The following is a 20718-nucleotide window of genomic DNA, read 5'->3' on the forward strand; positions in this document are numbered from 1 at the left end:
CTCCCGAGGGAAGCGCAGTCGCACGGCGGGTTCCCGTCCGGTCCGTCCACGGTTTCGGTGCTTCATGCCTTTCCACTCCTTCAGCCCCGTCGCGCCGGGTACCCACGCGCCTGTCCCCCACACCGCCCGCGCCAGGGCACCACGCACGGCGCATGGACTGCCCCGCCACGGGCACCCGTACCGTCGTGGCGCTACTGCCGAGGAGAGGACCGGATACTGGGCGGTGCGCATGGTCGGTGACACGGATGACGAGATCCAGGAGCGGCGGCGGGGCGGCAACGGCCACCGGGCGGTGCCGCACACGGCCGACGTGCGGATCGAGGCGTGGGGTGCGAGCCGGGAGCGCTGCCTGGTGGAAGCGGCGCTGGGGATGGTCGAGTCCTTCGCGGATGTCGCGGCGGTGCGGCCCACCTCGGTCGAACGCGTCCGGCTTGCGGAGGAGCAGGACGACGACATGCTGACGGCTCTGCTGGACGAGGTCGTCTTCCGCCTCGAAGTGGACGGCCAGGTGACCGTCGACCTGGAGGCGGACGCGGTCGACGACGGCCTCGACGTACGGCTGGCCCTCGCCGGCCTGGCGGACGTGGACATCATCGGTGCCGTACCGAAGGGCGTCTCCTGGCACGGGCTGCGCATCGGGCCGGACCCCTACGGCTGGTCGTGCGCGGTGACCGTGGACGTGTGAGGTACGGGGGTGAGGCACCGTACGACCCGCTCGCGACCTATCGCGGCCTCAGCCCTTCACCACCCCGAGGGGCACCAGCCGGGCGACCGTGCGGCACAGCCCCGCGCCCTCGCTCGCCGCGACCACCTCGCCCACATCCTTGTACGCCTCCGGTGTCTCCTCCGACAGCCCGCGCAGCGACCGCGGGCGCACCGCGATTCCCGCCGCTTCCAGCCGGGCCCGCAGCTCCTTCCCGGTGACCGCGCGTGCGGCCTGGTGACGGCTCAGCACCCGCCCCGCGCCGTGGCAGGTGGAGAAGAACGCGTCACCGCCGGGCACTCCGGCCAGGACGTACGAGGCCGTGCCCATCGTTCCCGGGATCAGCACCGGCTGGCCGACCTCTCGCAGGTCCTCGGGCAGGTCCCGATGGCCGGGCGGGAAGGCGCGGGTGGCTCCCTTGCGGTGCACGCACAGCCTGCGCCGTGCTCCGGCCACCGCGTGGGTCTCGATCTTGGCGAGGTTGTGGGACACGTCGTACACCAAGGACAGCCCGGCGCCCGCGCTGCGACGGAAGACCCGACGGGCGGCGTCGGACAGCAGCTGGCGGTTGGCCCGTCCGTAGTTGGCAGCGGCGGCCATCGCGCCGAGATACGCCTGTCCCTCGGGTGAGTCGACCGGGGTACAGGCCAGTTGCCGGTCGGGGACGGTGATGCCGTAGCGGGACATGGCGCGGTCCATCGCCCGGACGTGATCGGTGCAGATCTGGTGGCCGAGGCCGCGTGAACCGCAGTGGATCATCACGCACACCTGGCCGGCGGCGAGCCCGAACGCGGCGGCGGCCGTCTCGTCGTACACCTCGTCGACGCACTGCACCTCGAGGAAGTGGTTGGCGGACCCCAGGCTGCCCACCTGGCCCAGCCCCCGCTCCCGTGCCCGCCGGCTCACCTCGGCGACCTCGGCGTCGGCGACCGCCCCGCCGTCCTCGCAGCGGATCAGGTCGCGCTCCTCGCCGTACCCCTCCTGCACGGCGTAGCGGGAGCCGCCGCGCAGAATGCGCTCCAGCTGTTCCGGGCCGGACGGCTTCCACACCCCGCCGGGGCCCGCGCCGCGCGGGATCGACCGGTCCAGGCCGTCCATGACCGCGGGCAGCTCGGGCTCGAGCGCCCGCCGGTCGGTGTCGGCGGCCAGCAGCCGTACCCCGCAGGAGATGTCGAAGCCGACCCCGCCGGGCGAGACGACGCCTCCCTGGTTCACGTCGGTCGCGGCGACGCCGCCGATGGGGAAGCCATAGCCCCAGTGGATGTCCGGCATGGCGTACGACGCGCCGACGATCCCCGGCAGCGTGGCCACGTTGGCCACCTGTTCCAGGGACTTCTCGGCGTCCCTCAGCAGGGCCCGGGACGCGAAGACCACCCCGGGCACCCGCATCGCACCGTGCGGTTCGATGCGGAAACGGTGGTCGGCTTCCTGGACCAGTTCCATCGTGGCCTCCTGCGCCGGGCGTCCACAGGTCCGGGGGTACCCGCGCAGGCACTCGTCTATCGCCTCTCGGCACCACGTTTGCCCCGAACGCCCTCCGGTCACTCGGCGCGCGTCGGCGAGCCAACGGAGGATCGCCCCGTGAAGCGGTACCTGCGCGTACTCCACCGCGGGTGGGACCGGCTCGGCGCGACCGCCCTCGTCCGGCGCGGCCGCGAACTGGAGCTGATGCACCGGGCCCTGGGGTTCGCCACGCTCGCTCTGGTCACACTGGCGCCGTTGCTGATCGTGGTGGCCGCCGTCGACCCGCTGGGGCGTGGGGGCTTCGCGTCGTGGCTCGTCGACGGCATGGGGCTGTCCGGGCAGTCCGCGCGGGTGCTCACGGACATCATCAGCCCACCGCCCCGGGTGGTCGACACCACCAGCGTGTGGGGCGCGGTGGCGCTCGCCGTGTTCGGCGTGTCCTTCGCCGGGAGCGTGCAGAACGGCTACGAGCGGATCTGGAACCTGCCCTCCGGCCCGTGGCACCGCGTGTGGCGGCAGGCGATCTGGCTGGTCGCACTGACCGGGTACGTCTACCAGGAGGTGCAGACCGGCCAAGCCCTGCACGGCCCCGAGCGGATCATGCTGAGCACGGTGACCGGCGTCCTGTTCTTCTGGTGGGGTCAGCATTTCCTCCTCGGCGGTCAGGTCCGCTGGCGGGACCTGCTGCCGGGCGCGGTCGCCACCATGGTCGGGCTGATCGGCCTGAGAGGCTTCTCGTACCTCGTCTTCACACCACTCGTCATCAGCAACGCGATCAGTTACGGCACGGTCGGCATCGTCCTCGTCGTCGAGTCGTGGCTCATCGGTGTGGGCTTCGTCGTCTACGGCGGCGCGATGACCGGCCGCTGGTTCCGCGAGCACCACAGACCGGCGCGGGGCGACAGATGAAGAAGGCACGCGGTTGTCTCGCACTCAACTGCTGACGACGCCCGGGAGCAACTCGCCGGAGCATGGGCGAAGATCGACCGACACGAAGAACCCGAAGAGGCGGCCATGCACGACCGACGAGAACAGCCGGATCACGCGGACATCGCAGCGGCCCAGCAGCAGCATTGGCAGACGGTCTACGCCCAGCATCCCGAGATGTACGGCATGGAGCCCTCCGAGCCGGCCCGTCACGCCGCCGAGCTGTTCCGCGCTTCGGGCTGCCACACCGTGCTCGAACTCGGCGCCGGGCACGGCCGCGACGCGCTGTTCTTCGCCCGTCAGGACTTCACCGTGTACGCCACCGACTTCAGCGCCGTCGGGCTGGAACAACTCACAGCGGCGGCGCGCCAGGCCGGTGTGGCGGCGCGGGTGACCACGGTCACTCACGACGTACGCGATTCGCTGCCGCTGCCGGACGCGTCCGTGGACGCCGTCTTCGCCCACATGCTGCTGTGCATGGCCCTGTCGACCGAGCACATCCACGCGGCGGTGCGTGAGATCGCCCGCGTCCTGCGCCCCGGCGGCACCCTCGTCTACACCGTCCGCCACACCGGTGACGCCCACTACGGAGCGGGCACCGCACACGGCGACGACATCTACGAACACGGAGGCTTCGCGGTCCACTTCTTCGACCGGCACCTCGTCGACAGCCTCGCCTCGGGCGACTGGCAGCTGAAGGAAGTGCACGCCTTCGAGGAGGGCGAACTTCCGCGCCGCCTCTGGCGGGTCACGCAAACACGCCACTGAGGTCCCCGGAACCAGAGGCGCCATGGCGACGAACGGTGGCGGCTCAACCGTCGCGAGGGTATGCAGGCCGACGGCAGGGATTGACGGCGGGATTGTCAACAAAAGGCAGGCCGACGAAGCGGGCAGCTACACCACCTTCGGCATGTCGCTGGGCGCCCTGTCCGCGGCCACGGCACTGGAAGACGCCGCTCCTCAGGGCAGGAACGGACCCCAAACGTCCGAGGGCCCAGCTATCCCCTCCCCCGGACCGGCCTTCACCCTTCCCCCACCCCGGGCACCAGCTCACGGACGCGCACCGGCCGCCCCGTCTCGAAGCACCGGTTCGCCGCGAGGCCGACGGCCAGGGCGAGGGCGCCGTCGCGTTCGGTGGCCGTCGGGTGGGTCGTCGCGTCGGCGTCCGTCGGCTGCTGCGGGTCCACAGGACCGAAGAGCGCGTCGAGCATGCGGGGGTCGCCGCCGCCGTGGGCCTCGTGCGCGGTGACGAGCGGGACCTCCTCCGGTGGCCGCCACAGCGGACGGAGCGTGAGGCGCGCCCCGCCCGCGTGCTCGGCGGCCGTGTCGCCGTGCAGCGCGCCGCTGTCCGAGGTGATCCGGCTCCGGGGCGGCTGCCAGCGGCTCTCCTCCACCTCCAACTCCAGTCGGCCCGCACTGCCGTTGAACATCACCCGGTAGCCCTCCCACGGGGAGTAGGCCGTCAGGTGGTACGTCATCGTCGTTCCCCGGGTGTGGCGCACCAGGACCGCCATGTCGTCCTCGATGGTGACGGGCCCGTCGAAGACGTTGCGGTCACGGACGTAACCGTCGTCCTGCTCGGCGTCCAGATAGAGGGCGCGCAGGGTGTCGTCGGCCGCGAGGTCCAGGGCGAAGGGGTCGTCGGCGGCCGGGGCGGCGCCGTGGGCGCGGGCGTAGTCCCGGCGCAGTCCATGGCGTTCGCCCGCCTCGCGGCCGTAGAAGCCGAGCCGTCCGTAGCCGAAGACCTCCTGCGGCTCGTCGGCGAGCCACCAGTTGACCAGGTCGAAGTGGTGGCTCGACTTGTGCACCATGAGGCCGCCGCTGTTGTGCTTCTCCCGGTGCCAGCGGCGGAAGTAGTCCGCGCCGTGCCGTACGTCGAGCAGCCACTCGAAGTGGACGGACAGGACCTCGCCGATCGCGCCGTCGGCGAGCAGGGAGCGGACCTTCTCGTGGACGGGGTTGAAGCGGTAGTTGAAGGCGACCATCAGGGAGTTGCCGGTGTCCCGGACCGTGTCGAGGACGCGGGCGCAGCGGTCGGCGTCGACGGTCATCGGTTTCTCGGTGACCACCCGGCAGCCGGCCTTCAGTGCCGGGACGATGTAGCGGTCGTGCTCGGCGTCGACGGTGGTGACGACGACCTCGTCGATGTCCTCCTCGGCGAGCATCTCGGTGAAGCGCTCGGGCTCCCATACGGAGGCTGCGGGTTCACCGGCCGCGGCCAACAGCCGGTTGTGGAAGGCCATCCGGGTGGGGCTCGGATCGCAGAGGGCGGCGACGAGGTGGTCGGGGCGTGCGGCGAGGGCCCGGGTGAACATCTGGGCGCGGTGACCGGTACCGACGACGGCTGCGCGGTGACGTGGAGCTCTAGTCATGGCAAGCGCTTTCCCAGCAGGGGAAGCGACTAGTCATCGAGCAACTCCTGCTCCAGCGCGGCCAATTGGCTTGATCGCATCGCTCAACCTCGATCACCTCCCGTTCACAAACAACCCACAGAGACGCCTTACCGTCCTCCGTGGCGCGAGAGGCTCCCGAGACCGACGGGGTGCCTGCGCTCGGGGGTTTGAGGAGAGGACCATTGAGACGTGCCCGGCGAATAAGCGTGACCGCCGTGGCGGTACTGGCGGCCCTGGCGGGATCGCCCGGACTGGCACACGCCCAACAGCCTGCCGAGACACGGCCGCCCAGCACGACCAACGACATCCGGCTTCCGCCCGGCTGGCGGATCACCGGCGAGGGCGACGCACGTGAGCTGGTCTGGCGTGCGCCGAAGCCCGTGCCCATGGGGGACGCGCGCGTCGAGTTCCACGCCGAGGGCCGGCTGCTCGGGCTGCCGAAGCCGGGGAGGGACGGCCGGACGTTCCGGCTGGACCTCGACAAGGCCGGCGAGGCGCAGCTGACGGATCTTCAAGTGCTCGCCAGTGGCCGCCGGTTGGACGCGAAGGCCGGTGACACCGACAAGCCTCGCGACCGGGCCGCCGCCGAACCGCCGGCTCCGCTGCCGCCGGGCGCCGTCGACCCCGGCAAGCCCGGCTCGTACCGCACGGTCAGCGGCGGGTACGACCTGGACCCGGTGCGGCTGCCCGGGTTCAAGGCCCCGGTCGAGATGCGCGCCGAGGTGGTGGCTCCGAAGGGGGCCACCGGCAGCCGCCCGCTCGCGCTCTTCCTGCACGGCCGCCACCCCACCTGTTACAAGCCGGGCACCGAGGACGTGAACATCGACTGGCCCTGCCCGGCCGGAATGAAGCAGATCCCCAGCCACAAGGGCTACCTGCGCGACCAGAAGCTCCTGGCCTCCCAGGGCTATGTGACGGTGTCGATCTCGGCCAACGGCATCAACGGCCAGGACTGGGAGGCGGAGGACGCCGGCGCACAGGCCCGTTCCTCGCTGGTGCGGCAGCACCTGGCCCGCTGGGCCGGCTGGGCCGCCCACCCGGCCACGGCACCGGCCGTCGTACGCGACGCGCCGAAGACCGATCTGTCCCGCGTCCTGCTGGTCGGTCACTCGCGCGGCGGCGAGGGCGTGAACCGGGCCGCCATGGACAGCCTCTACCCGCCGCCCGCCGACCAGGACGGCTACCGGGGCCCGGTGCGCTGGAAGGTGCGCGGCACCGTGCTCATCGGACCGACCATCTTCGGCCAGAATCCGGTCGCGGACGTCCCGTCGGTGACGATCCTGCCGGGCTGCGACGGTGACGTCTCCGACCTCCAGGGCGAGGTGTACGTCGACGGGACGCGCGGCGTGAGCCGGGGCACCGCACTGCACAGCGCCGTGTACATGATCGGCGCCAACCACAACTACTTCAACAGCGAGTGGACCCCGGGCCAGGCCGAGGCGCCCGCCTGGGACGACTTCTGGGACGACGAGGAGCAGCCGGACCCGGTGTGCTCGCCCGGGACCGCGACCCGGCTGACCGCCGACCAGCAGCACCAGGCCGGCGCCACCTACATCGCCGCGGCGGCCCGGCTGTTCGTCACCGGGGACGACCGGGTGCGCCCGCTGCTCGACGGCTCGGGCAAGCGGGCCCCCTCGGCGGACCCCGCCCGTGTCCTGACGCACGCCGTGGGCGGCAAGCGGGGCGCCGGGTTCCTGCCCGACGGAAAGGTCACGGTGACGGGCGGCCGGCTGTGCTCGGCGGTGGACCCCGATCCGGCCGTCTCCTGTCTGGGCTCCGTCACCTCGGGGGCGTCCCCGCACTTCGCGATGTGGGACACCGAACGTGAGACCGGTCGCCGTGCGGTGGACCTGCGCTGGTCCGAGCCGGGGGCGGTGACCCGGGTGCGGCCCGCGGCGCCGCTCTCGCTCGCCGGCGCCGACAGCGTGGCGCTGCGGGTGTTCGTGCCGCCGAACACCACCAAGACCGAACTCGATGTGGCTCTCAGCGACTCCTTCGGCCGCCGCGCCACCCTCGGCCGGGTCCGCGTCGACGGGCTGCCGGGCAGCGAACGTACGGCCTCGTACTGGGCGCGCGAGGTGCGCGTGCCGCTCACGGCCGCCGTCCGGGCGGGTCTCGACCTCAAGCACGTCAAGTCCCTCGATCTGACGCCGCGTTCGCGGTCGGGGCAGGCCTGGCTGATGGACGCCTGGGGCTGGCGCCCGGGTACGCCCGCGGTGAAGGAAGCGGCGCTGCCGCGCGTCGACATCGGCCGCACGACGGTGCTGGAAGGCGACTCCGGCGTCCGTACGTACCGCATTCCGGTCCAGGTGACCGGGAAGGGCAGCGGCCAGGTCCGCGTCTACGTCATCGACCCGGCCACCGGCGAGGCGAAGGACCGGCTCGTGACGGTGCGGCCCGGCGGGCACGACATCGACGTGCCGATGGAGGTGAAGGGCAACACGCGCTACGCGTACGCCACGCAGCACGACATCGCCGTGAAGGCGGTCCGGAACGCGGTCGTCGGTGCGCACCGCGGTGGGATCTCCGTGGAGGACGACGACCCCAGGCCGACGGTCAGTGTGACACCGGTCGCCGACCGGGTCACCGAGGGGCAGCCGCTGGCCTGGCGGGTGTCGCTGTCCGAGGCCGCCGACGTGGAGCTGTGGAGCATCTTCGCGGTGACGCCGGTCGCCGAGGGCACGGAACTGTCCACGAAGGACGTCGACCCGGACTGGCTCATGGAGAACTCCGGCGCCTCACCGGATCCGGAGCGCCCGCTGTCCGAGGTGGAGGGCCTGGCCCTGTGGGCGTCCGTGCCCGCCGGCGAGACCAGCGGGGACGTGACCCTGCCTACCGTGAAGGACGAGGTGGCCGAGCCGGCCGAGTCCGTGCGCTTCCAGTTCGTCCCCGAGGAGGGCGAGCCGCAGGAGGACGGTCCGGTGCTGACCGGCACGGTGCTGGACGCGTCGTAGCCCTGGAATGACGCGGGGGGCGGGCCTGCGTGGCCCGCCCCTCTTGTCATGCTGCGAGTGTCACCCGTATGCCGACGGTCCCGTCCACCCCTCTGCGCAGTCGGCTGCCGAGCAGGATGAGGCGGCCGACGATGCCGTACTTGCGGGCGACGAGTTCGCGGTAGCGGGCAGTGGTCTCCGGGTCGCACAGTTCGGCGATGGCCGGTATCTGGTCACCGGTCGGATTGCCGCGGGCGTCGCAGGGGCCGACAAGGACGTCGGCGCGCGCCCGGATCCGCTTCACCTTCCAGGAGTCGGCGGCCGTCCACGCGCCGAGCGCGTCGCCGTCGCGCACCACCCACACCGGGGTGGCGACCGGGGTGCCGTTCCTGCGGTAGCTGGTGATCAACAGGTACTTGCCCGCACCGAGCCCGTCCAGCGACGTGTCATCCATGGCGGGCAGTCTAAGAGCCCCGAACGGCTGACATGCGGCCGGTCGTCATCGGTCGAGCGCCGCCGCCATCCGCCGTACCGCCTCCTCGAGGATCTGCGGCGACGTCGCGAGATTCAGGCGTACGTGCCCGGCCCCACCGGTGCCGAAGGGGAGCCCGGAGTTCAGCGCCACCCGGCCGCGGTGCAGGAAGGTGTCCGCCGGATCGCCGCCGAGGCCGAGCGCGTGGCAGTCGAGCCACGCGAGGTAGGTGGCTTCGCCGGGGCGGTAGGCGATGGCGGGCAGGTGCTCGGCGAGCAGATCCACGAGCAGGCGCCGGTTGTCGTCGAGCCCGGTCAGCAGGGCGTCCAGCCAGGCCGTGCCGTCGCGCAGGGCGGCGGTGTGGGCGATGACGCCGACGTGGCTCGGACCGTGGCCGACCTCCTCGGGCAGCCGGGCGAGGTCGGCGGCGGCCGCGGGCCCCGCGACGGCGAGCGCGGCCTTCAGGCCCGCCAGGTTCCACGCCTTCGACGCCGACATCAGCGACAGCCCGCTCTCGCCGCCCGGCACGCTCAGGTACGGCACGAAGTCCGCGCCGCCGACGACGAGCGGGGCGTGGATCTCGTCGGCCACGACGCGTACGCCGTACCGCTCGGCGAGGGCGGCGACGGCGGTCAGTTCGGCGGCGGTGTGCACGGTGCCGGTCGGGTTGTGCGGGCTGCACAGCAGGTAGGCGGCCCGCCGTCCGTCCGCGACCGCCCCCGCGAAGGCCTCCTCCAGGACGGCTGGGTCGATGCGGCCGTCCGCGCCGAGCGGGGCCTCGACCACTTGCCGGTCCATGTTCCCCACGAACTGGACGAACGGCGGATACACAGGCGGGTTGACGACCACCGGGTCTCCGGGGCCGGTGACCAGTTTGAGCATCTCGACGACGCCCAGCATCACGTCCGGCACGATCGCCGTGCGCTCCACCGCGAGCCCGTCCCAGCCCCACCGCTTGTCGGCGAACGCGGCGAGCGCCTCCGCGTACGCGGTGCCGACCGGGTAGCCGGTGTCCCCGAGCGCGAGGGCGTCGGTGACCGCGCGGACCACGGGTTCGGCGAGCGGTACGTCCATCTCGGCCACCCACAGCGGCAGGACGTCCTCGGGGTAGGTGCGCCATTTCATGCTCGTACGGCGCCGGAGGCGGTCGAGGTCGAGTGCGCGCAGGGGGTTCGGTTCACCGGACGTGTCGTGCGGGATCCTGGTCATGGGGCACAAGATAGGGGGCTGTGGTGTGACCTGGGAACGTGAGGACGCGGCGGTACGGGGGACGCGGCCGGTGCCGGCCGACGGACCGCTGGAGGTCGCCTGCGACGAGTCGGGGTCGGACGGCGAGAATCTGATCAGTGGCAACACCGACGTGTTCGCGCACGCGAGTGTGCGGCTGCCGGTGGAGTCCGCCGCCGCGTCCGTGCAGGAGATACGGGACCGGATCCGCTCGCCCGCCGAGGAGTACAAGGCCAACCATCTGCTGCGGGAGAAGCACCGGGCCGTGCTGGAGTGGCTGCTCGCGCCCGCGGGGCCGATCCATGGGCGGGCGCATGTGCATCTGACCGAGAAGGCGTTCTTCGTCGTGGACCGGGCCGTCGACCTGCTGCTCGCCGGCGCGTCCGCGGAGGCCGTCACGCTGTTCCGTGCGGGACGCCGGGAGTTCGGGGACGAGCGGTGGCGCGTCTTCCTGTCATCCGCCAACCAGCTGCTGCGGGTACGCAACGACGGTGAGCCGCAGGCGCCCGCCGACGTCTTCTTCCACACGGTCGACGCACTGCGTGGGGCGCGGTCCGGTACGGCCGTGTCGGGGATCCTCGAACGCCTCGCGGCGGCCCGGTCCCGTGCCGACGCCTATCGGGCGCGCCTGGTGGACGGGCCCACGCTGATTCCGGTCCTCAATCCCCTGCTGCCCGCGATCGTCACGACGGCCGTGTCCTGGAGCGCGGGCGGGCACGCGGTCCGGCTGGTCCACGACCGGCAGAACATGCTGACGCCCGATCGCATCGCCTGGATCGAGGAGTCCGCCCGCCTGGCCGGTGCCCGCCTCGGCGGACTGCGGCTGGTGGAGGCGCGGCGGGATCCACGGGTGCAGATCGCCGACTTCCTCGCCGGGATCGCCCGGAAGATCGCCTCGGACGAGCTGAACGGACGCGGCGACGCGACCCTCACCGCCCTGCTGCGCCCCTACGTCGACCCGGCGTCCGTGTGGGGCGACGAGCACAGCTGGCTCCGCCTCTGCCCGCCCCCGCGCACCACACCGGCCGACCCGGCCGTACACGCCGCCGGTTGACGACAGGGCCTAGTGCCCCGGCAGGCAACGTTTGCCCGTTAAGGAGCGGCGTCCGGTGCGTGCTCTCGGCGTGCCGGCCGGAAGTCCTCGTACTGGACGTACTTGGGCTTTCGGCCGGTGCGGCGAGAGTGCGTGCCGGGCGCTGCGACGGGGCGAACGTTGCCTGCCGGGGCACTAGCGAGGCGGATCACGCGAGCCGTGAACGCGCCCGTCCTCGGCCACGTATGGGAGGAGGGCACTCAAGTACCGCAGCGCCCCACGGTGTTGACCGTATGTTCGGGTTCGGGAGCCATGCATGAGGCACGCACGACGACGGGTCGTCCGGCGAGTGACACGGCTGGCGGCCGTCGGCGGACTCCTCCTCGGAGGGACGATGGTCACACGCGCCGTGGCGAGCGAGCCTCCTGACGCCTTGGCGGTCCCGCGCACGTACGCCCAGCAGACCGAGGACATGGGCGCGGGTCTCGTCTCGCGGCTCGGCACCTCCCGTACGGCGGGCACCTGGATCGGCGACGACGGCCGGCCGGTCGTCGCGGTCACCGACGAGGACGCGGCCGCCGAGGTCCGGGGAGCCGGCGCCGAGGCGAAGATGGTGTCGCACAGCATGAACGAGCTCAAGTCGGCGACGACGACGCTGCGTTCGGCGCCCCGGGTGGCCGGCACCGCGTGGGCGATGGACTATCAAACTAACGAAGTGGTGGTTCGGGGCGACAGCACCGTCTCCGCCACCGACTGGTCCCGGATGACTCGGATGGCGGACCGCATCGGCAGCTTCGTCCGCATGGAGCGCACCGAGGGCACCTTCACGACCCGGCTCAACGGCGCGCAGCCGATCCTGTCGACCGCCGGGCGCTGTTCGGCGGGCTTCAACGTGACCGACGGCCGGCGGGACTTCATCCTGACGGCCGGGCACTGCGGGCCCAACGGTTCCGTCTGGTTCTCGGACAACGGGGGCAACCGGCAGGTGGGTGAGACGACGACGCAGAGCTTCCCCGGCGACGACTACTCCCTGGTGGAGTACGACGGCGGCCGGGCGGGCGACGGTGCGGCCGTCGTGGCCATCGGTGACGGCAAGGGAGTGCAGATCACGGGCGCGGCCGATCCGGCCGTCGGGCAGCGCATCTTCCGCAGCGGCAGTACGAGCGGGCTGCGCGACGGTCAGGTGACAGCGCTCAACGCGACGGTGAACTATCCCGAGGGCACCGTCACCGGTCTGATCGAGACGAACGTGTGCGCCGAACCCGGGGACAGCGGCGGGCCGATGTTCTCCGAGGGGATCGCGCTCGGCGTGACCTCTGGGGGCAGCGGCGACTGCACGAACGGCGGGACGACGTTCTTCCAGCCGATCACCAAGGCGCTGGACGAACTCGACGTCCAGTTGCTCGTGGCGGCCCCGCAGGGCAACGCCGGCGGAAACGGTACGCCCTCACCGGCGCCGTCCGCCTCGGGCACGCAGAGCGCGGTCGATCCCGGCGACGCCTCGCCCGGGTCGTCGGCACCGATCGCGGGGGCAGCACCGCTGCTGAACCGGCTCACGGACCCCAGGAACATCGGGCCCGGGCTGCTGGTCGTCGCGGGCAGCCTGGTGGCGTTGGTGGCCACGCGGTACATCCGCGCGGAGCAGGACCGCAAGGCGTACCGGCGCTACTACTCGGCCACATGGAGTTGATCTCCCGTTGATCTCCCAGCGGGAGGTGGTCCCTTCATCCCACGCTCAGCAGGACGGTGGCCGCGGCCGCGCCCAGCAGGCCTGTCGTCTGCCATCGGGTGACCTTCTCGTGCAGCAGGGCGAGGCCGAGGATCACGGGGAGTGCCGGGTAGAGGGAGGCGAGCACCACGGCGACGGCGAGCAACTGCCGCTGGGCGGCGAGCAGATACAGGACGAGCCCGAGGGCGGCCCCCGCCCCGACCAGCAGCGCCTCGACGTACTGCCCCGACGGCATGCGCAGACGACCGGCGTGCCGCGCCGCGCTGGGCAGCAGGACGAGGACGGCGGCGACCCGGCCCGCCGCCACCGGCCACAGTCCGCTCGAGGAGTCCGCCTGGGCGAGCGCGATGTACTGCACGGCGACGCCCGCGCTGGCCAGCAGTCCGTCCGGCACTCCCCCGGCCCGGTCCGCGCCGCCGCCGGAGACGAGCCAGAGTGCGGGCACCGTGACGGCGATGCCCATCCAGGCGAGCGGTGTCGGCCGGTCCCCGAGGAGCACCCCGCACAGCACGGACAGCGCGACTGCGGTGACGGCGCTGACGGGCACCACCACGCTCATCGCGCCGCGGCTGAGCCCGCGGTTGAGGAAGTGCATGGCGCTGCCGCTTCCGGCGCCGGACAGTGCTCCCCACAGCAGATCCACCGGGCGCACGGCGTCGGCGGGCAGGAGCAGCGCGGCCACGCAGGCGAGCAGGAGGCCGCCGAGTTGGCCGAGGAAGGTGACGGCGGCGAAGTGGGCTCGCCGGGACAGCAGTCCGCCGGCGAAGTCGACGATGCCGTAGCAGACGGCCGAGGCCAGTGCGAGGAGGGGGCCCATCCGGTCAGGGGTGCCCCAGGAAGGCGGGCCGATGCCTGGCGGCGGCCCTCAGGGAGGGGTGGTCAGGCCGCCTGCACCGGCTGCTGGGGGGCCGCTGCGGCCCACTCCAGGACGAGCCGCCGGTACTCCTCGCGCTGCTCGCCGTTCAGTGTCCCGCCCGACCGGAGCCACAGGGCCCGGATCTCCTCGTTGACCTCGTCAGCCGATCTTTCGGTAGCGGGTTCAACAGTGGTGGACATGCTGTGAAGCATACGACTCCGGAGGTGAAGGCGACGTGAGTAATCACGAGCTAAGCGGACATTCCGGACCGTGTTACTGATCACGTCCATCTCGCCAACTCCCGTGGCGGACTTCACGCTTCCACCGCCCCCAGCACCAGCACCTGGATGGCCAGCACGGCGGCGCCACGGGCCCAGTCGTGAAAGTCGGACACCTTGGTCTCCAGGTCGATCGGGGCGGCCAGCGGGTGCCGCTGGGCGCGGACGCTCTCCTCGACGGTCTTGCCGGCCACGTCCATCAGTCCGACGCCCTCTCCGGCGAGCAGGATCTTCTGCGGCATGGCGAAGTTGGCGATCTGGGCTACCAGGGTGCCCAGGGCGCGGGCGGCCTCGTCGATGACGCGGGCGGGCATGGGCTCCCCGGCGGCGGCGAGGGCGAGGATCTCCTCGTAGGTGTGGTCGCGGCCGGTGGCGGCCCGGACCTGGTAGCGGATGTTGGGGATGGTCAGCAGCGAGACCGCGCTGCCGCGCTCGCCGTCGGGCGTGAGCGGGCCGTTGGGGTTCACGATCCAGTGGCGGCCGAAACCGCGGTCCTCCTCGGCGTACGGCACCCGCTTTCCGCCGAGGACGAGGCCGTAGCCGATGCCGGCGCCGATGGTGAGGACGACGAAGCGGTCGAGGCCCCGGCCGGCGCCGAACCATGCCTCGGCCTCGACCAGGGCGGCGACGTCGTTCTCCACGACCACCGGCAGGCCGGTGCGCTCCTCGACGAGGGCGGCGAGCGGCACGTCACGCCACCGCAGGAACGGCGACTCCCCGACCACGGCGCGGTCCCGCACCAGGCCCCCGACGCCGATGCCGACGCCGGCGATCCGGGGGTGGGCGCGGGCCAGTTCCTCGGTCATCTCGGCCAGCAGGTCGGCGACCTCGGCCGGATCGTGGGTGGCGAGGGGGCGGTCGTGGCGGGCGACGATGTCGCTGCGGAGGGTGGTGACGACGCCGTAGACCATGTCCTCGGTGATCTTGAAGCCGAGGAAGGAGCGGGACTCGGCGACGACGTCGAGCGGCTGCGAGGGGCGCCCCTGACGCGCCTCGGCCGGGGCACCGGCCTCGGGGACCTCGATCAGCAGGCCGGTCTCGATCAGCGGCTTGGTCAGCCGGGTGAGGCTGCCCGGCGAAAGATCCAGGCGCCGGGCGAGCTCGGTGCGCGACAGCGGACCGTGGACGAGCACCTCGATCGCCACCGAGCGTTCGCCGGGGCTCAGCGGAAGCCAGCTGGCGGCACCTGTGGTCATGAAGGTCAGACTCCCACAAAGATTTATTTCGCCGTGAAAGCAACATGGCCATTCTAGGCGCCCTGCCTGTCCTGGAGAAGATGTTTGCACGGCCCTTGACGCCAGGATTCTTCCGCTACAAAAGTAAGTGGCCGAGGACGAGCCGCCGCAGACGAGGGAGTCTCCCGATGACCATCGCCTCCAGCAGCCCTCCGTCGCGTGTGCCATTGGGCAGCGCCGAGAGGGCTGGGACCAAGTCGAGGACGGACCGGGCGGGGGCCGGTGAGAACCGGGGCGACGGGCGCCTGGCCGCGGTGTTCATCACGCCGGCCCTGCTGGGCTTCGTGGTCTTCCTGCTCTGGCCGACACTGCGGGGCATCTATCTGAGCTTCACCCGCTTCAACCTGCTGACCCCGGCGGAGTGGGTGGGCCTCGACAACTACGTCCGCATGGTCAACGACCCGATCTTCTGGGACTCGTTGTGGGTCACCGTCGAGTACGTCGTCATCAACATCGGCATACAGACGGTGGCGGCGCTCGCCATCGCGGTGCTGCTCCAGCGGCTGACCCAGTCGGCCCTGCTGCGGGGCATCGTGCTCACCCCGTATCTGATGTCGAACGTCGTCGCCGGCCTCGTGTGGCTGTGGATCCTGGACACCCAGCTCGGCATCGGCAACGAGATCATCGCCGCCCTCGGCGCCGACCGCATCCCCTTCCTCGCCGACGAGACCTGGGCGATCCCCACCATCGCGCTGATCAACGTCTGGCGGCACGTCGGCTACACCGCCCTGCTGCTCTTCGCCGGTCTCCAGGCGATCCCGAACGACATGTACGAGGCGGCCAGGGTCGACGGCGCGAGCGAGTGGCGGATGTTCTGGCGGATCACCATGCCGCTGCTGCGGCCGGTGCTGGCGGTCGTGCTGATCATGACGGTGATCGGCTCGTTCCAGGTGTTCGACACCGTGGCGGTGACCACGGCGGGCGGTCCGGCGAACGCGACCAACGTGCTCCAGTTCTACATCTACGGCTCCGCCTTCGGCCGCTTCCAGTTCGGCTACGCCTCGGCGATGTCCGTCGCCCTGCTGGTCGTGCTCAGCGCGATCACCGTCCTGCAGTACCGGCTCACCCGGGCCGGCCAGACCGACCTCGGCTGACGGAAGGGAGACACCGACATGGCTGCCGTGACCACCACCGCAACGACCGTACGACCGAGCCGGCGCAGGCTCTCCCTCGGCCGGGCCACCGCCTGGACCGTGATGGGCCTGATCGTCCTCATCACCCTGCTGCCGTTCTACTGGATCCTGCGCACCGCGCTCTCCACCAACGCGGGCCTCAACGCCGACCCCACCAACCCGCTCCCGGTCGACCTCACCACCAGCGGCTTCGAGCGGGCCCTCGGTCTGCAGTCGGCGGAGGAGGCCGTCGCACAGGGCGGCGCGGGCGGCGGGCTGGACTTCTGGCGCTATCTGCTCAACTCGGTGATCGTCTCGACGCTGATCACCGGCAGCCAGATCTTCTTCTCCGCGATGGCCGCGTACGCCTTCTCGCGGCTGCGCTGGCGGGGCCGGGACAAGGTCTTCGGTCTGTTCCTGGCCGGGCTGATGGTGCCGACCATCTTCACGCTGCTGCCGAACTTCGTGCTCATCAAGCAGCTCGGCCTGGTGGACACGCTGCTCGGGATCGCGCTGCCCAGCCTCTTCATGACCCCGTTCGCCATCTTCTTCCTGCGGCAGTTCTTCATGAACATCCCCCGGGAGGTCGAGGAGGCCGCGCTGCTCGACGGCGCCGGCAAGGTGCGGATCTTCTTCCGGGTGGTCCTGCCGATGGCGTCCACGCCGATCATCACGCTGTCAGTGCTGACGTACATCACCTCCTGGAACGACTACTTCTGGCCGCTGATGGTCTCCTACAGCGACAGCTCGCGCGTGCTGACCGTGGCGCTGGCGATCTTCCGGGCGCAGACCCCGGCGACCGGCGTCGACTGGTCCGGGCTCACGGCGGCGACGCTGATCGCCGCGCTGCCGATGCTGGTGCTCTTCGCCTGCTTCGCGCGCCGCATCGTCAGCTCCATCGGCTTCACCGGGATCAAGTGAGGGAACACTGATGCGACTTCGTACGCTCACCGCACTGACCGGAGCGCTGGCGCTGTCCCTGGTGACCGGATGCGCGCAGGGCGACTCCACCGGGTCGTCCCAGAACACCGTGACCTACTGGCTGTGGGACGCCAACCAGCTGCCCGCCTACGAGGCCTGCGCGAAGGGGTTCGAGCAGGAGAACCCCGGACTCGACGTCAGGATCACGCAGTTGGGCTGGAACGACTACTGGACCAAGCTGACCGCCGGGTTCATCGCGGGCACCCAGCCGGACGTGTTCACCGACCACATCCAGAAGTTCGGCCAGTTCGCCGATCTCAACGTGCTGGAGCCGCTGGACGACCTCGGCATCAAGGAGTCCGACTACCAGCCGGGGCTCGCCGCCAACTGGATCGGCCAGGACGGCCATCGCTACGGCGCCCCGAAGGACTGGGACACCGTCGCGCTCTTCTACAACGAGAAGATGGCGCAGGACGCCGGCCTCACCGCCGAGCAGTTGGGCGACCTCGCCTGGAACCCCAAGGACGGCGGCACCTTCGAGAAGGCCATCGCGCACCTCACCGTCGACAAGAACGGCAAGCGGGGCGACGAGCCGGGCTTCGACAAGAACAACGTCAAGGTGTACGGGCTGGCCACCAACGGCGGCGGCGACGGCGACGGCCAGACCCAGTGGAGCCCCTTCACCGGCTCCGCCGGGTGGAGTTACACGGACAAGGCGCGCTGGGGAACCAAGTACCAGTACGACAGCGAGACCTTCCAGTCCGTCATCGACTGGTACTTCGGCCTGGCGAAGAAGGGCTACCTGGCCCCCTTCTCCGACTACAACATCCAGTCCAACCAGGCCAACACGCAGGTCGCCGCGGGCAAGGCCGCCGCCGCCTTCGACGGTGCCTGGATGATTTCCTCGTACAAGGGCTTCAAGGGCAAGGACATCAAGACCGCTCCCACCCCGATCGGCCCGACCGGCAAGCGCGCCACGATGATGAACGGCCTCGCCGACTCCATCACCAAGGCCTCCAAGAACAAGGCGGGCGCCCGAAAGTGGGTGGCGTATCTGGCCTCCGACAAGTGCCAGAAGGTCGTCGGCGCGTACGGAATCGTCTTCCCCGCCACTCCGGCCGGCACCGAGGCCGCCGTCGCCGCCTACAAGAAGAAGGGCATCGACGTCTCGGCCTTCACCGAACCGGTGGCCGACACGAGGAACTTCAGGACGTTCTCCTTCCCGATCACCAACTACGCGGCGGACATGTTCGCCCTCATGCACCCCGCCATGGAGGACATCTACGGCAACGGCAAGTCCGTGAGCAGCCTCGACCAGACCAACGACCAGATCAACCTGATCCTTTCGCAGTGATCTCCCGACCCTGATCCCTCGACCAGGGATCTCTCTCGACCAGTGAAGGGCACGCCTTACATGACGTTCTCTCTCGGCATCGTCGGCGCCGGACAGTTCTCGGGACAGTTCGCCAAGCTGTTCCTGGCCCACCCCGGCGTCAGCGACGTCCACGTCACCGACCTGCTCCCCGAACGGGCCGAGCAACTCGCCGCCGCCGAAGGCCTCACGGGAACCTTCCCCTCGTACGAGGCCATGCTGGAGTCGAAGGCGGTCGACGCGGTCGCCATCTTCACCCAGCGCTGGACGCACGGACCGCTGGTCGTCCAGGGGCTGGGCGCAGGCAAGCACGTGTACTCCGCGGTCCCCATGGCGATCACCGCGGAGGAGATCGCGGCGATCATCGACGCGGTCAAGGCCACCGGGCTGACGTACATGATGGGCGAGACCAGCCAGTACAACCCGGCGACCGTGCACGCCCGCAACCAGATCGCCGAAGGCGCCTTCGGGCGGATCTTCTACGCCGAGGGCGACTACGTCCACGACATGGATCTGGGGTTCTACGAGGCGTACCAGTACAGCGGCGGCGAGAACTGGAAGGCGACCGCCAGCTATCCCCCGCTGCTCTACCCCACGCACTCGGTCGGCGGGGTGCTGGGCGCCTGGCGGACACACGCGGAGAGTGTGTCGGCGATCGGTGTCGTGGACGACCGCGGGGACGGGGTGTTCGACAAGGAGGTCAGCCAGTTCGGCAACGACGTCTCCAACGCGACCGCGCTGTTCGAGGTGGCGGGCGGCGGATCCTTCCGCACGAACGAGTTCCGGCGGGTGGGGTATCCCTCGCACATACGGGAGTCGCGTTTCCGGTTCTTCGGGACGGAGGGGAGCATGGAGCAGCTCGCCACGGTGGCCCTGTGGCAGGACAAGAACGGGGTGAAGGACATCAGCGAGCTCCTTGAGCCGAAGCCCACCATGTCCCCTGACGACCCGTCACTCCAGCACATCGCGCCGGACCTTAGGGCCGCCTTCACCTCCGGGTCCGCAGCCGTGCACGACCGCTCCCGCCTGCCACGGGAGTTCGACAACCTGCACAACGGCCACGAGGGCAGCCACCACTTCCTGGTGGACGACTTCGTGACCGCCGTCAACACGCGCTCGCTGCCGTCGGTGAACGCGTGGGTGGCCGCCCGCTACACCCTGCCGGGCATCGTCGCGCACGAGTCCGCGCGGCAGGGCGGGGTCAGGCTGGAGATCCCGGACTTCGGAGACGCGCCCGAGGCGTGAGCCTTGAGGCAGCGGCCGAGCCGGGTGCCTGTGCGCTGCGTCAGGTGCCCGGCTTGCGGCCGTACACGAAGACGTCGTCGCCGTTCTTCAGCAGCGACCAGTACTTCTTGGCGTCGGCCTTGGTCATGTTCACGCAGCCGTGCGAGCCGGGCGGGTTCCACATGCTGACGCCGACCGAGTGGAAGGCCTGGCCGCCGTCGAAGAACTGGCTGTAGGGCATCGGCACGTCGTAGATGGACGAGACGTGGTCGATGTCCCGCCAGTAGATCTTCTTCAGGCCGGTGCGGGTCTCGTAGCCGTTACGGCCGGTACGCACCGGCACCGGGCCGTAGACCAGCTTCTTGCCGTCCTGGATCCAGCTCAGCTGGAGGGTCAGGTTCACGCAGGCGATGCGGCCCTTGTTGACCGGGCACTTGCCGGCCTTGTTGGGGTTGTTCCCGACGGCCTTCTGCTTCAGCATCAGGTCCATCACGCCCCAGGTCACGGGACCCGCGTAGCCGATGTTCGGCGTGATGCCGTGCTTGTTCTGGAAGGCCTGGATGGCCTTGCAGTCGGCGGCGGACTGCTTGCCGTCGACCGGCCTGCCGAGGAACTTCTCCACCTGCTTCTGGTACGGCCCGGTCTGCGTGGTGCAGCTCGCGGCCTGCGCCGGCGCTGCGCCCAGCGCGAGTGTGAGCGGCGCCACCAGTGCGGTGGTCCCCAGTACGACGGCTCCCCGTCTGCGTATGTCCCCCATGACCTGTCCCCTTCACCCAGTGCTGCGATCTCTGCCAGCTAGACCGCTGCCCGGGGGAATCGGTTGTAGCCCCGCTCGCGCT

The 20718-nt window shown here is 70.9% G+C and carries 18 protein-coding genes; 10 read left to right on the forward strand and 8 right to left on the reverse strand.

Going from position 1 to position 20718, the window contains the following annotated elements; all coding sequences use genetic code 11:
• The first annotated feature begins 229 nt into the window (after positions 1 to 229).
• Complete coding sequence (locus CLM62_RS42360; protein ID WP_095755209.1) at positions 230 to 685, forward strand: archease; 456 nt, start codon at positions 230 to 232, stop codon at positions 683 to 685.
• 48 nt (positions 686 to 733) lie between these two features.
• Here CLM62_RS42360 and CLM62_RS42365 read toward each other — a convergent pair whose 3' ends face one another.
• On the reverse strand, positions 734 to 2146 hold the full coding sequence (locus CLM62_RS42365; RefSeq protein ID WP_095755210.1) for an RtcB family protein: 1413 nt from the start codon (positions 2144 to 2146) through the stop codon (positions 734 to 736).
• A 138-nt stretch (positions 2147 to 2284) separates the two neighbouring features.
• On the opposite strand from CLM62_RS42365, the gene CLM62_RS42370 reads away from it, so the two are divergent.
• Entirely contained in the window at positions 2285 to 3076 is a 792-nt protein-coding gene (locus tag CLM62_RS42370) for a ribonuclease BN (RefSeq protein ID WP_095755211.1), read from the forward strand.
• Between the two features lie 105 nt (positions 3077 to 3181).
• Positions 3182 to 3862, forward strand: a complete 681-nt coding sequence (locus tag CLM62_RS42375; RefSeq protein WP_095755212.1) for a class I SAM-dependent methyltransferase — start codon at positions 3182 to 3184, stop codon at positions 3860 to 3862.
• A gap of 254 nt (positions 3863 to 4116) precedes the next feature.
• Here the strand turns inward: CLM62_RS42375 and CLM62_RS42380 are convergent, their stop codons facing one another.
• Positions 4117 to 5466: a Gfo/Idh/MocA family protein gene (locus CLM62_RS42380; RefSeq protein WP_095755213.1), complete on the reverse strand. Its 1350-nt coding sequence runs from the start codon at positions 5464 to 5466 to the stop codon at positions 4117 to 4119.
• Positions 5467 to 5693: 227 nt separating this feature from the next.
• Between CLM62_RS42380 and CLM62_RS42385 the strand changes: the two genes are divergently transcribed.
• Positions 5694 to 8441 (forward strand): hypothetical protein, encoded by a 2748-nt coding sequence (locus CLM62_RS42385; protein WP_373559241.1) that lies wholly within the window; start codon positions 5694 to 5696, stop codon positions 8439 to 8441.
• A gap of 46 nt (positions 8442 to 8487) precedes the next feature.
• Here the strand turns inward: CLM62_RS42385 and CLM62_RS42390 are convergent, their stop codons facing one another.
• Positions 8488 to 8874, reverse strand: a complete 387-nt coding sequence (locus CLM62_RS42390) for a PPOX class F420-dependent oxidoreductase (protein WP_095755215.1) — start codon at positions 8872 to 8874, stop codon at positions 8488 to 8490.
• Between the two features lie 45 nt (positions 8875 to 8919).
• Positions 8920 to 10101 carry a MalY/PatB family protein gene (locus CLM62_RS42395; RefSeq protein WP_095755216.1) on the reverse strand — a complete coding sequence of 394 codons (1182 nt, stop codon included), beginning with the start codon at positions 10099 to 10101 and terminating at the stop codon, positions 8920 to 8922.
• A gap of 25 nt (positions 10102 to 10126) precedes the next feature.
• Between CLM62_RS42395 and CLM62_RS42400 the strand changes: the two genes are divergently transcribed.
• Together CLM62_RS42400 and CLM62_RS42405 are read left to right on the forward strand one after the other, a co-directional pair.
• On the forward strand, positions 10127 to 11173 hold the full coding sequence (locus CLM62_RS42400; protein WP_373559242.1) for a hypothetical protein: 1047 nt from the start codon (positions 10127 to 10129) through the stop codon (positions 11171 to 11173).
• Between the two features lie 295 nt (positions 11174 to 11468).
• Positions 11469 to 12842: a S1 family peptidase gene (locus tag CLM62_RS42405; RefSeq protein ID WP_095755217.1), complete on the forward strand. Its 1374-nt coding sequence runs from the start codon at positions 11469 to 11471 to the stop codon at positions 12840 to 12842.
• Between the two features lie 34 nt (positions 12843 to 12876).
• Here the strand turns inward: CLM62_RS42405 and CLM62_RS42410 are convergent, their stop codons facing one another.
• From CLM62_RS42410 to CLM62_RS42420, 3 genes are all read right to left on the reverse strand, one after another.
• Positions 12877 to 13698 (reverse strand): EamA family transporter, encoded by an 822-nt coding sequence (locus tag CLM62_RS42410; protein ID WP_095755218.1) that lies wholly within the window; start codon positions 13696 to 13698, stop codon positions 12877 to 12879.
• 62 nt (positions 13699 to 13760) lie between these two features.
• Complete coding sequence (locus CLM62_RS42415) at positions 13761 to 13949, reverse strand: hypothetical protein (protein ID WP_095755219.1); 189 nt, start codon at positions 13947 to 13949, stop codon at positions 13761 to 13763.
• Positions 13950 to 14050: 101 nt separating this feature from the next.
• Complete coding sequence (locus CLM62_RS42420) at positions 14051 to 15211, reverse strand: ROK family transcriptional regulator (protein WP_095755220.1); 1161 nt, start codon at positions 15209 to 15211, stop codon at positions 14051 to 14053.
• A 167-nt stretch (positions 15212 to 15378) separates the two neighbouring features.
• On the opposite strand from CLM62_RS42420, the gene CLM62_RS42425 reads away from it, so the two are divergent.
• Genes CLM62_RS42425 through CLM62_RS42440 form a run of 4 tightly spaced genes read left to right on the forward strand, consistent with a single transcriptional unit; the run spans position 15379 to position 19900 of the window.
• The gene (locus CLM62_RS42425; protein ID WP_095755221.1) at positions 15379 to 16344 is read left to right on the forward strand and encodes a carbohydrate ABC transporter permease; all 966 of its coding nucleotides are present in this window, start codon (positions 15379 to 15381) and stop codon (positions 16342 to 16344) included.
• Between the two features lie 18 nt (positions 16345 to 16362).
• Entirely contained in the window at positions 16363 to 17283 is a 921-nt protein-coding gene (locus CLM62_RS42430) for a carbohydrate ABC transporter permease (protein ID WP_095755222.1), read from the forward strand.
• A 10-nt stretch (positions 17284 to 17293) separates the two neighbouring features.
• Positions 17294 to 18637 (forward strand): ABC transporter substrate-binding protein, encoded by a 1344-nt coding sequence (locus CLM62_RS42435; RefSeq protein WP_095755223.1) that lies wholly within the window; start codon positions 17294 to 17296, stop codon positions 18635 to 18637.
• A 60-nt stretch (positions 18638 to 18697) separates the two neighbouring features.
• A complete protein-coding gene (locus CLM62_RS42440; protein WP_095755391.1) occupies positions 18698 to 19900 on the forward strand; it encodes a Gfo/Idh/MocA family protein in 1203 nt (400 codons plus the stop codon).
• A gap of 40 nt (positions 19901 to 19940) precedes the next feature.
• Here the strand turns inward: CLM62_RS42440 and CLM62_RS42445 are convergent, their stop codons facing one another.
• Complete coding sequence (locus CLM62_RS42445) at positions 19941 to 20636, reverse strand: L,D-transpeptidase (RefSeq protein ID WP_095755224.1); 696 nt, start codon at positions 20634 to 20636, stop codon at positions 19941 to 19943.
• Between the last annotated feature and the right edge of the window lie 82 nt (positions 20637 to 20718).

Source organism: Streptomyces sp. SA15 (genome assembly GCF_002291145.1).
GTDB lineage: Bacteria > Actinomycetota > Actinomycetes > Streptomycetales > Streptomycetaceae > Streptomyces.

Excerpts from the sequence above, each read along its gene's own strand:
- CLM62_RS42360 (WP_095755209.1), top strand. The coding sequence starts at position 230 with ATGGTCGGTGACACGGATGACGAGATCCAGGAGCGGCGGCGGGGCGGC.
- CLM62_RS42365 (WP_095755210.1), bottom strand. The coding sequence starts at position 2,146 with ATGGAACTGGTCCAGGAAGCCGACCACCGTTTCCGCATCGAACCGCAC.
- CLM62_RS42375 (WP_095755212.1), top strand. The coding sequence starts at position 3,182 with ATGCACGACCGACGAGAACAGCCGGATCACGCGGACATCGCAGCGGCC.
- CLM62_RS42380 (WP_095755213.1), bottom strand. The coding sequence starts at position 5,466 with ATGACTAGAGCTCCACGTCACCGCGCAGCCGTCGTCGGTACCGGTCAC.
- CLM62_RS42390 (WP_095755215.1), bottom strand. The coding sequence starts at position 8,874 with ATGGATGACACGTCGCTGGACGGGCTCGGTGCGGGCAAGTACCTGTTG.
- CLM62_RS42395 (WP_095755216.1), bottom strand. The coding sequence starts at position 10,101 with ATGACCAGGATCCCGCACGACACGTCCGGTGAACCGAACCCCCTGCGC.
- CLM62_RS42405 (WP_095755217.1), top strand. The coding sequence starts at position 11,469 with ATGAGGCACGCACGACGACGGGTCGTCCGGCGAGTGACACGGCTGGCG.
- CLM62_RS42410 (WP_095755218.1), bottom strand. The coding sequence starts at position 13,698 with ATGGGCCCCCTCCTCGCACTGGCCTCGGCCGTCTGCTACGGCATCGTC.
- CLM62_RS42415 (WP_095755219.1), bottom strand. The coding sequence starts at position 13,949 with ATGCTTCACAGCATGTCCACCACTGTTGAACCCGCTACCGAAAGATCG.
- CLM62_RS42420 (WP_095755220.1), bottom strand. The coding sequence starts at position 15,211 with ATGACCACAGGTGCCGCCAGCTGGCTTCCGCTGAGCCCCGGCGAACGC.
- CLM62_RS42425 (WP_095755221.1), top strand. The coding sequence starts at position 15,379 with ATGACCATCGCCTCCAGCAGCCCTCCGTCGCGTGTGCCATTGGGCAGC.
- CLM62_RS42430 (WP_095755222.1), top strand. The coding sequence starts at position 16,363 with ATGGCTGCCGTGACCACCACCGCAACGACCGTACGACCGAGCCGGCGC.
- CLM62_RS42435 (WP_095755223.1), top strand. The coding sequence starts at position 17,294 with ATGCGACTTCGTACGCTCACCGCACTGACCGGAGCGCTGGCGCTGTCC.
- CLM62_RS42440 (WP_095755391.1), top strand. The coding sequence starts at position 18,698 with ATGACGTTCTCTCTCGGCATCGTCGGCGCCGGACAGTTCTCGGGACAG.
- CLM62_RS42445 (WP_095755224.1), bottom strand. The coding sequence starts at position 20,636 with ATGGGGGACATACGCAGACGGGGAGCCGTCGTACTGGGGACCACCGCA.